This window comes from Streptomyces sp. NRRL S-337, assembly GCF_000720175.1.
Taxonomy (GTDB): Bacteria; Actinomycetota; Actinomycetes; order Streptomycetales; family Streptomycetaceae; genus Streptomyces; species Streptomyces siderophoricus.
On sequence record NZ_JOIX01000135.1, the window covers coordinates 1 to 10,097 of the forward strand.

Genomic DNA, 10,097 nt, shown 5'->3' on the forward strand with positions numbered 1-10,097 from the left:
CCGTCCCCCTCCGCCCCCTCGCCGACGCCCCCGCCGTGCCCGTCATCCACTCCGCCGACTACCTCGACCACCGCGACCGCCTGCTGGCCGCCGACCACCTCACCGTCATCGGCGCCGGCCAATCAGGCGCCGAGATCTTCCTCGACCAGCTGCGCGCCCGCCCCGTCGGCCACGAAGGCATCCACTGGCTCGCCCGCACCCCCGCCTTCGCCCCCATGGAATACAGCAAACTCGGCCTCGAACACTTCACCCCCGACTACACCCGCTACTTCCACGGCCTCCCCGAACGCGTCCGCGACACCCTCGTCCCCGCACAGTGGCAACTCCACAAGGCCATCGACCACGACACCCTCGCCGCCATCCACGACGAGCTCTACCGCCGCACCCTCCACGGCGGCTGGCCCGACGCCACCCTCACCCCCGGCGTCTCCGTACGCACCGCCGGCCGGGTAGGCACCACCAAGGTCGAACTCCACCTCGACCACACCCAGCAAGGCACCCGCTCCCGCCTCACCACCGACGCCGTCGTCCTCGCCACCGGCTACCGCGAACGCCGCATGGACACCCTGCTCGCCGCCCTCGACCCCTACATCCGCCGCGACGCCGCCGAACGCCCCCGCATCGACGCCCACCACCGCATGGTCCTCGACCCCACCGTCACCGGATCCCTCTACGTCCAGAACGCCGAAACCCACACCCACGGCGTCGGCGCCCCCGACCTCGGCCTCGCCGCCTGGCGCAGCGCCACCATCCTCAACAACCTCACCGACACCACCCCCTACCCCCTCCCCACCCGCACCGCCTTCACCACCTTCGGCCTCCCACAACCCCCCGCCCCCCACACCCGCACCATCCCCACCCAAGGCAGCACCCTCGTCCCCCGCCACTGACAAAACAGGGCGCGGCGGCGCCCCCGGCACCGCCGCACCCCACCCGCCACAAGACCGGCAATTCCGTCAAGCGCCGGCCAACCGCTAAAACACCGGCACCCCGTCCCGCACCAACCGCCAGTCCACCGAAGCGAACACCGACGGATCGATCTCCCTCTTCTCCTGCACCCAATTGATGATCAAATTCCGGATCTCGTCCGACGTCGACCACACCTGCCGCGCCCCGGCCACATGCGGAAAACCACCACCCCCGTTCGCCCGGTAGTTGTTCACCGCCAGCACGAACCGCGCATCGTCCGCCACCGGCTTCCCCTCCCACGTCAGCTTCCCGATACGCTGACCCGCCGGCTTCGCGATATTGATCTCGTACGACAGCCCCCGCACCGCGTCATAGTTGTAATCCGGAATACCGTCCGCATTCGTGATCCGCGCCGGATCCACCGGACCACCCGCCGCCGTCCGCACGTAATACCGCGCGGAGAACTCCAGATACTCCCGCAACTGCGCACCCGTCAACACCCGCGCCTCCAGCGTGTTGTCGAACGGATACAACGCCGCCATCGACCGGATCGTCACATCCCCCTCCGGCACCCGCGCCGCACGCGAAAAACACGACGCCTGCGACACCACCGGCAAACCCGCGAACTCCGACCCGGCCAACGCCTTGCGCACCACCTCGGCCTGCACAAAAGCAATGAAGTCCAGCACCGGCACGTCCTTCACCGGGGCCTCGGCCGCCGACAACTCCGCCTTCGACCGGCCGATCACCCGGTTCACATACGCCACCACCTTCCGGTGCTCCGCCCGCAACAGACCGGTGATCCGCGCATCCTCCGCCACCGCATTCGCATTCAGGACCCGCGAACCGACCGACCCCACCTGCCAACGCCCACGACGCCACTCGACCACCACATCGAAAAGCGTCAGCCGCTGCCCCCACTTCAACGGCTCCGACAGCACCACCTCCCGGCCGGTCTCCGCATTCACCACCCGCCGCTCGGGAATCTCCACATGCGCATGCCCCACCAGAATCGCGTCGATCCCCGGCACCCGCTCCGCCACCAACGCCGCCGCATTCTCCACATACGGCAACTGATCCCCGTACGACGATGTCCCGCTCGCCCCCGAATGCGCCGCCACGAACACCACGTCCGCACCCATCGACCGCAGCTTCGGCACCCAGTGCGCGGCCTGCTCCACCAGCCCCGGAAACGCCAGCTTCCCCTGCACATGCGCCTTGTCCCACAGCGCGATCCCCGGATTCGTCAAGCCCAGCACCGCCACCGTCACCACCCGCCCGTGCGGCGACCGCAACCGCTTCAGCACATACGGCCGGAACGCCGGACGCAACGTCCGCGCATCCACCGCATTCGCCCCCAGCAGCGGGAAATCACAACTCTCCTCGAACTTCCGCAGCACCGGAATCCCGTAATTGAACTCGTGATTCCCCAACGCCGCCGCGTCATATCCGATCGCATTCATCGCCCGCGCCATCGGATGCACCGGACCACCCGGATCCGTGATCGGATCCACCTTCGCGTAGTAATACGCCAGTTGCGTCCCCTGAATGGTGTCACCCGCATCGATCAGCAGCGTGTTGTGCCGGCCCTTCTCCCGCCGCACCCGCGACACCAGCGTCGAAATCTTCGCCAGCCCCACATCATTGTGGTCCGCGTCATCGAATTCCGCGTCCGTGGTGTAGTCCCAGTTGAAGACGTTCCCGTGCAGATCCGTCGTCCCCATCACCGTGAACGCATACCGCTCCCCCCGGTGACCATGACCCCGCCCGTGCCGCCCCGCCGGCCCCGCCGCGGCCGCCGGCGCCGCGGCCCCCGCGAGCGCCACCCCGGCCCCCGACACCACGGAACTCCCCACGAACTTCCTACGGTCGAGCGACATCCCAACTCCCCTGCATCCACGCGGACAAGCGCCACCACAACCCGCGGCAACGCGCGTAGATTCTGGCCCAGCCGCCCCCTCCGCAACACCCCCCGGACGCCCGGAACCCCCCGATCCGCACCCCGGTGTGCGACCCTGCGCCCACCGCACGCACCCGCACCCCGCACGAGGAGCCACCCATGACCGCCCCCGGCCCCCTGCCCTACGGCACCCCCGACACCCCCCGCCTCGCCGTACGCGGCGAAGCCACCCTCGAAGTCGACCCCGAAATCGCCCGCATCGCCGTCACCGTCGCCGCCCGCGGCACCGACCGCACCACCGCCCTCACCGACCTCACCCGCCGCAACGAACAAGCCCTCACCCTCATCAAGAGCTACCCCGACGCCCTCGAAAAGCTCGAAACCGGCGCCCTCAGCATCACCCCCGAACTCGCCGACAAGGGCCGCCACGAACGCGTCCGCGCCTACCGAGGCCGCGTCACCCACACCGCCACCCTCACCGACTTCACCACCCTCGGCGAACTCACCACCCGCCTCGCCGACCTCGACCTCACCCGCGTCGACGGCCCCTGGTGGGACCTCCGCCCCGACTCACCCGCCCACCGCGCCGCCCGCACCCAAGCCGTCCACGAAGCCGTCCAGCGCGCCCGCGAATACGCCGAAGCCCTCGACGCCCGCCTCGACGCCCTCCTCGAAATCGCCGACCTCGGCGCCGAGAACACCGCACCCGTCGCCGCCCCCGCCATGCGCTCCTTCGCCGGCTACGGCGGCGCCCCCGCCCAGGAAAGCGCCCCCGCCCTCGACCTCGAACCCCAGCGCCAAACCGTCTACGCCAGCGTCAACGCACGCTTCACCATGACCCGTCCCGCACTCTGAGACGCCACCGCGCGAGGGCGAAATTCCGCTCATCGGAGCGCCTTCGCGCGCATTCCATTACTTGTCAACAGCCTTTCACCAAGCGCTCGTTGAGCAGTCACCTTCTTACAGTTCCCTACCGCCGGGTAAGTCATAGGGTCGAAACATGCGCCGAGCAAAGATCGTCTGCACTCTGGGACCCGCCACCGACTCGTACGAGCAGATCAAAGCCCTCGTCGAAGCCGGAATGGACATCGCCCGCTTCAACCTCAGCCACGGCACCTACGCCGACCACGAAGCGCGATTCGACCGGGTCCGCAAAGCATCCGAAGAAACCCGCCGCAGCGTCGGCATCCTCGCCGACCTTCAAGGCCCGAAGATCCGCCTCGGCCGATTCCGCGAAGGACCCGTACTTCTCGAACGCGGCGACGAGTTCACCATCACCGTCGAACCCGGCACCGAAGGCGACCGCCACATCTGCGGCACCACCTACCCCGGCCTCGCCGCCGACGTCACCACCGGCGAACGCATCCTCGTCGACGACGGCAAGGTCACCCTCCAGGTCACCGAGGTCAACGGCCCCCAGGTCCGCACCGTCGTCATCGAAGGCGGCATGGTCTCCGACCACAAGGGCCTCAACCTCCCCGGCGTCGCCGTCTCCGTCCCCGCCCTCTCCACGAAGGACCAGGACGACCTCCGCTGGGCCCTGCGCTACGGCGCCGACATCATCGCCCTCTCCTTCGTCCGCAACGGCCGCGACATCGAAGACGTCCACCGCATCATGCGCGAGGAAGACCGCTTCCTCCCCGTGATCGCCAAGGTCGAAAAGCCCCAGGCCGTCGACAACATCGACGACATCGTCGCGGCCTTCGACGGCATCATGGTCGCCCGCGGCGACCTCGGCGTCGAAATGCCCCTGGAAACGGTCCCCATCGTCCAGAAGCGCGCCATCAAACTCGCCAAGCGCAACGCCAAGCCGGTCATCGTCGCCACCCAGATGCTCGACTCGATGATCGACAACTCCCGCCCCACCCGCGCCGAAGCCTCCGACGTCGCCAACGCCGTCATCGACGGCACCGACGCCGTCATGCTCTCCGGCGAAACCAGCGTCGGCAAATACCCCACCGAAACCGTCAAGACCATGAGCCGCATCGTCGAGGCCGCCGAGGAAGACCTCCTCGCCAAGGGCCTCCCGCCGCTCACCGAGGCCAACAAGCCCCGCACCCAGGGCGGCGCCGTCGCCCGCGCCGCCGCCGACATGGGCGACTTCCTCGGCGCCAAGTTCCTCGTCGCCTTCACCCAGTCCGGCGACACCGTCCGCCGCCTCTCCCGCTATCGCTCACCCATCCCGCTCCTCGCCTTCACCCCCGACCCGGCCACCCGCTCCCAGCTCAACGTCAGCTGGGGCGTGGAGACGTTCCTCGGCCCCACCGTCAACTCCACGGACGAGATGGTCGCCCAGGTCGACGAGCAACTCCTCAAGATCGGCCGCTGCCAGAAGGGCGACCTGGTCATCATCACCGCCGGCTCCCCGCCCGGCGTCCCCGGCTCCACCAACCTCGTCCGCGTCCACCACATCGGCGAGTCCGACACCACCGACTAGCCCCACCCGCACAAGATCCCGCTGGGCCGAGGTACCTGACTGCCGTCCCTGTCAGTACTTCGGCCCGATGTGTTGGTCCATGAGGGCCACGGAGGCCTTGCGGGCCACGGAGATGTTCTCCGCCCTGCGGGCCTGGCGCGCCGGCTTCCATGCGACGCCGACCTTGTCCAGGGCGTCCGTGTAGAGGCGGATGATGTCCGCCGACATGTTGGTGAAGAAGTACCGCGGGTACTCGTAGCGCCTCCGCTCGCCGCCGACCGTCCGCGTCGCCCAGTTGGTGATCCGACACCCGTCGGAGTGGACGAGCCCGCGGAGGAACCCCCAAGGGTGGGCGTCGACGATGTCCTGTTGCCAGGGCTCCAAGGTGATCCGCCGCTGGTGCTTCCTGCCGGGGCCGTGCTGGGGGAACAGGCACGGCCAGTGATGGCTGTAGCTCGTCACCATGACGCATCCCTCGCGCTGGATGATGCACACGCTGTTCATGGGGCGCACCGCCTTCACCGCCTCGCGGCACGCCACGATCAGCCCGGGCCAGGCGTCCGCGCAGGCGATGCGGAGCGCGTAACCGCGGTTCCGGGGCTGCTTGCTGAGGCAGCCGTCGCCCAGGTAGAGGCCGAGCAGATAGGCATAGGCCTCGACGGCCGCGGGTGGTCGCGGCTCGGGCTCGCATCGCGGGCATTCGGTCGCGCGGGAGAGCGGCTCGATCCTGGTCTGCCAGGAGCGGATGGCGTACCGGGATATGCCGGTCTGCTTGCTTACGGAGTTGAGGCTGCGGCCTTGGGCGACGAGGGCCAAGGTCTGCTCGCGCGTGCTGTGGTCGTACATATATGCGAGCTTGCCGGGATCTTGGCGGCGCTGCGGAGTGTCGAAGAAATGTTCACCGGGTCGAGTGAAGATCACCAACCGCGCGTGAGGCCTTCGATTTGAAGGCCAAGTGCCCCGGGTGGGATTCGAACCCACGCTATATGGTGTTTGAGACCATCGCCTCTGCCGCTGGGCTACCGGGGCATCCTTCGATATGAAGGTCAACGGAGACCCGCCGTGCATCAAACATACAGGAGATAGGTAGGCTCATGGGGCACCACCTGACCGGAATGAGGAGTCCCGTGAGCGCCGCCGAGCCCGAGCAGCCCGTCGCCGATGACGATCAGTCGCATGTTCCGCCGCTGACCACGCGCGTCGTGATCGCGGAGGACGAGGCCCTCATCCGTCTCGATCTCAAAGAGATGCTGGAGGAGGAGGGCTATACCGTCGTCGGCGAGGCCGGTGACGGGCAGACCGCCGTCGAGCTGGCCCGGGAGCACCGTCCCGATCTGGTGATCCTGGACGTGAAGATGCCGGTGCTGGACGGTATCTCGGCGGCCGAGAAGATCGCCGAGGAGAGCATCGCGCCGGTGCTGATGCTGACCGCGTTCTCCCAGCGGGAGCTGGTCGAGCGGGCGCGGGATGCGGGCGCGATGGCGTATCTGGTGAAGCCGTTCTCGAAGAGCGATGTGGTGCCGGCGATCGAGATGGCGGTGAGCCGGTTCACCGAGCTGAAGACGCTGGAGAAGGAGGTCGCCGACCTCACGCAGCGGCTGGAGACGCGCAAGCTGGTGGACCGGGCGAAGAGCATTCTGCAGACGCAGTACGGGCTGACCGAGCCGGCCGCTTTCCGGTGGATCCAGAAGACGTCGATGGACCGGCGGCTGTCGATGCAGCAGGTCGCGGAGGCGGTCATCGAGGACGCCGAGGAGAAGAAGCAGCAGAAGAAGGAGCAGTAGCGCGGCTCCGCACCGGGTGTGCGTGCGGCCCCGTACCGGTGGTGACCGGTGCGGGGCCGCACCCGTATGTGCCTCAGTCCTCGCCGAGGTAGGCCTTGCGGACGGATTCGTCGTGGAGGAGGTGGTGGCCGGTGCCGGAGAGGGCGATGCGGCCGATCTCCATGACGTGGGCGTGGTCGGCGAGGGTGAGGGCCGCCTGGGCGTTCTGTTCGACGAGGAGGATGGTGGTGCCTTGTTCGCGGAGTTCGCGGATGGTTTCCATGATCTTTTTCATCATGATCGGCGAGAGGCCCATGGAGGGTTCGTCGAGCATGAGGAGTTTGGGGCGGGACATGAGGGCGCGGCCCATGGCGAGCATTTGTTGTTCGCCGCCGGAGAGGGTGCCGGAGGCTTGTTTGCGGCGTTCTCCGAGGATGGGGAAGAGTTCGTAAACGCGCTGGATGTCTTTTTCGATGCCGTCCTTGTCCTTGCGGAGGAAGGCGCCGAGTTGCAGGTTTTCCTCGATGGTGAGGCGGGGGAAGAGGTGGCGGCCTTCGGGGGAGTGGGCGAGGCCGAGGGCGACGATTTTGTGGGCCGCGACTCCGGTGAGGGGTTTTCCGTCGAAGGTGATTCTTCCGGAGCTGGGCCTGAGGAGTCCGGAGAGGGTGCGGAGGGTGGTCGTCTTTCCGGCGCCGTTGGTGCCGATGAGGGTGACGACCTGGCCGGCTTCGACGGTGAAGGAGATGCCTTTGACGGCTTCGATCTTGCCGTAGGCGACCCGGAGGTCCTCGACCTCTAGCAGTGCGGTCACGGGGCTTCTCCCTTGGTGGTGCCGGGGGTGCTCTGCGCGTCGGCCACCGGGTCCGCCGCCGTGTCGGCCACTGCGTCGGCCGCGGCTTCGGCGGCGGCGACCTCGGCCGCCTCGGCTTCTCCGGGGGCGCCGTCGAAGGGTTCGCCGAGGTAGGCGGCGACGACGCGTTCGTCGGCCTGGACGGTGTCGGAGGTGCCTTCGACGAGTTTTTCGCCTTGGACGAGGACGGCGACGCGGTCGCAGAGGTTGAAGATGAAGCGCATGTCGTGCTCGATGACGAGGACGGCGATGCCTTTGTCGCGGATGGCGAGGACGAGTTCTTCGGTGGCCCGCGTTTCCTGGGGGTTCATTCCGGCGGTGGGTTCGTCGAGCAGGAGCAGGCCGGGTTCGGAGGCGAGGGCGCGGGCGATCTCCAGTTTGCGTTGTTCGCCGTAGGGGAGGTTGCGCGCGAGGTGGTCGCGTTTGTGGGCGAGGCCGATGAATTCGAGGAGTTCTGTGGCGCGTTCTTCGCTGGTGCGTTCGGCCTTTTTGAAGCCGGGGCTGCGGAGGAGGGCGGACCAGAGTCCTTCTTTGGTGCGGGTGTGGCGGCCGACGAGGACGTTTTCGAGGACGGTCATGTTGGCGAAGAGGCGGATGTTCTGGAAGGTGCGGGCGATGCCGGCTTTGGTGACGAGGTGGGGTTTGGGCGGGAGGACGGTGCCCCGGTAGGAGACGGTGCCTTCGGTGGGGACGTAAAGGCCGGTCAGGCAGTTGAAGAACGTCGTTTTCCCGGCGCCGTTGGGGCCGATGAGGCCGACGATTTCGCGGGGGTGGACGGTGAGGTCGACTCCTCGTACGGCGGTGAGTCCGCCGAAGCGCATGGTGACACCGTCGGCGCGGAGGACGGGGGTCTCGTCGGTGGGGGTGTTGTCGGTGGCGGGTGCGAGGGTGGGTGGAGTGGTCATGGTCGTCACGCCTTTGCCTTGGTGACGCCGGTGGTGGCGGCTGGGTCGGGGAGGCGTTGGTCGGGCACGTCGAGTTGACCGGTTTCGTGGAATTCGAGTTGTTTGCGGCGGTCGGGGATGAGGCCTTCGGGGCGGAAGCGCATGAGGAGGACGAGGGCGATGCCGAAGAGAAGGAGTTGGTAGTCCTGGAGGAAGTCGAGTTTGGCGGGGATGAGGAAGAGGAGTGCGGCGCCGACGAGGGGGCCGCTGAGGGTGCCCATGCCGCCGAGGATGACCGCGGCGAGGAGGAAGGCGGAGTTGGGGGGCTGGGGTCCGGCGAACTGGAATTGTTCGGGGGTGGCGGTGGTGACGACGTGGGCGTGGACGGTGCCGGCGAGTCCGGCGAGGGCGGCGCCGAGGGCGAAGGCGAGCAGGCGGAGCCGGAAGCTGTTGATGCCCATGGCGACGGCGGCGGTTTCGTCCTCGCGGATGGCGATCCAGGCGCGGCCGATGCGGGAGGCCGCGGCGCGCCGGAAGACGAGGACGACGAAGGCGGTCACGAGGATCATCAGCAGGTAGTAGTTGCCGTAGGTGGCGACGGGGATGCCGAGGATGTCGTGGGGTTCGCCGAAGTTGAAGCCGAAGATCTCCAGGTTGGGGATGTTGGGGATGCCCATGGCGCCGTTGGTGATGTCGGGGCCGGTGGTGCCGTTGAGGTTGAGCATGGCGATGCGGAAGATCTCGCCGAAGCCGAGGGTGACGATGGCGAGGTAGTCACCGCGTAGCCGGAGGGTGGGGGCACCGATGAGGACGCCGAAGACGAGGGAGGCGGCGGCTCCGGTGAGCAGGGCGGCCCAGAAGGGGAAGTGGAGGCCGAGGGCGGATTCGGGGGAGCCGGAGACGAGTGCCGCGGCGTAGGCGCCGACGCCGAGGAAGGCGACGTATCCGAGGTCGAGGAGGCCGGCGAGGCCGACGACGACGTTGAGCCCGAGGGCGACGGTGGCGAAGATCAGGATGTTGGCACCGATGATCGTGTACTGGTCGGTGTCCTGGGTGAGGGGGAAGCTGGCGGCGGCGAGGAAGGCCGCGGTGAGGGCGACGCCGCGGTGTCGGTGGGTGAGTTCGGTGAGGCGTGCGATGAGTCCGGCGCGGTGGAGGGCGGGCACGGCGAGGGCGATGAAGAGGAGGTAGCCGACGAAGGGGGCGCCGTCGTCGGTGTCGATGCCGTAGGTGAAGGCGATCAGTCCGGCGGCGAAGGCGGCGGCGATGGTCAGGATCTCGGCCCAGGGGGGGAGGGGGCGGCTGCGGGGCCGTAGGGGGCTGGCGGTGAGGAGCGTGGTGAGGCGTTGCCAGGGGTTCGCGGGTGGGGTGGTGG

The 10,097-nt window shown here is 68.3% G+C and carries 9 protein-coding genes and 1 tRNA gene; 4 read left to right on the forward strand and 6 right to left on the reverse strand.

Translation table 11 applies throughout. The features are described from left to right. Window positions 1-890: SidA/IucD/PvdA family monooxygenase (locus tag IG62_RS0140215; protein WP_037840480.1), on the forward strand; the 890-nt coding region annotated here is incomplete at its 5' end. An 84-nt stretch (window positions 891-974) separates the two neighbouring features. Here IG62_RS0140215 and IG62_RS0140220 read toward each other — a convergent pair. Continuing rightward, window positions 975-2,789 (reverse strand): bifunctional metallophosphatase/5'-nucleotidase, encoded by a 1,815-nt coding sequence (locus tag IG62_RS0140220; RefSeq protein WP_030816041.1) that lies wholly within the window; start codon window positions 2,787-2,789, stop codon window positions 975-977. A gap of 179 nt (window positions 2,790-2,968) precedes the next feature. Between IG62_RS0140220 and IG62_RS0140225 the strand changes: the two genes are divergently transcribed. Then, a complete protein-coding gene (locus IG62_RS0140225; protein ID WP_030816044.1) occupies window positions 2,969-3,664 on the forward strand; it encodes an SIMPL domain-containing protein in 696 nt (231 codons plus the stop codon). 145 nt (window positions 3,665-3,809) lie between these two features. After that, window positions 3,810-5,246 (forward strand): pyruvate kinase, encoded by a 1,437-nt coding sequence (gene pyk, locus IG62_RS0140230; protein WP_030816047.1) that lies wholly within the window; start codon window positions 3,810-3,812, stop codon window positions 5,244-5,246. 51 nt (window positions 5,247-5,297) lie between these two features. Here pyk and IG62_RS0140235 read toward each other — a convergent pair whose 3' ends face one another. Further along, window positions 5,298-6,071, reverse strand: a complete 774-nt coding sequence (locus IG62_RS0140235) for a hypothetical protein (protein ID WP_030816050.1) — start codon at window positions 6,069-6,071, stop codon at window positions 5,298-5,300. 110 nt (window positions 6,072-6,181) lie between these two features. Further along, window positions 6,182-6,254 (reverse strand) — tRNA-Leu (locus IG62_RS0140240). Between the two features lie 98 nt (window positions 6,255-6,352). Here IG62_RS0140240 and IG62_RS0140245 point away from each other — a divergent pair. Continuing rightward, a complete protein-coding gene (locus IG62_RS0140245) occupies window positions 6,353-7,009 on the forward strand; it encodes an ANTAR domain-containing response regulator (protein ID WP_030816052.1) in 657 nt (218 codons plus the stop codon). 73 nt (window positions 7,010-7,082) lie between these two features. Here IG62_RS0140245 and IG62_RS0140250 read toward each other — a convergent pair whose 3' ends face one another. The 3 genes from IG62_RS0140250 to IG62_RS0140260 form a co-directional block, all read right to left on the reverse strand. After that, complete coding sequence (locus IG62_RS0140250; RefSeq protein ID WP_030816055.1) at window positions 7,083-7,799, reverse strand: ABC transporter ATP-binding protein; 717 nt, start codon at window positions 7,797-7,799, stop codon at window positions 7,083-7,085. Further along, the gene (locus tag IG62_RS0140255; protein WP_030816057.1) at window positions 7,796-8,743 is read right to left on the reverse strand and encodes an ABC transporter ATP-binding protein; all 948 of its coding nucleotides are present in this window, start codon (window positions 8,741-8,743) and stop codon (window positions 7,796-7,798) included. Before IG62_RS0140255 ends, IG62_RS0140250 begins: the two co-directional genes overlap by 4 nt. Before the next feature lie 5 nt (window positions 8,744-8,748). Beyond that, on the reverse strand, window positions 8,749-10,097 hold a 1,349-nt coding region (locus IG62_RS0140260; protein ID WP_030816060.1), incomplete at its 5' end, for a branched-chain amino acid ABC transporter permease.

What these genes read in the sequence shown, in the direction of transcription:
- IG62_RS0140220 (WP_030816041.1), bottom strand. Translation starts at nt 2,789, where the DNA reads ATGTCGCTCGACCGTAGGAAGTTCGTGGGGAGTTCCGTGGTGTCGGGG.
- IG62_RS0140225 (WP_030816044.1), top strand. Translation starts at nt 2,969, where the DNA reads ATGACCGCCCCCGGCCCCCTGCCCTACGGCACCCCCGACACCCCCCGC.
- pyk (WP_030816047.1), top strand. Translation starts at nt 3,810, where the DNA reads ATGCGCCGAGCAAAGATCGTCTGCACTCTGGGACCCGCCACCGACTCG.
- IG62_RS0140235 (WP_030816050.1), bottom strand. Translation starts at nt 6,071, where the DNA reads ATGTACGACCACAGCACGCGCGAGCAGACCTTGGCCCTCGTCGCCCAA.
- IG62_RS0140255 (WP_030816057.1), bottom strand. Translation starts at nt 8,743, where the DNA reads ATGACCACTCCACCCACCCTCGCACCCGCCACCGACAACACCCCCACC.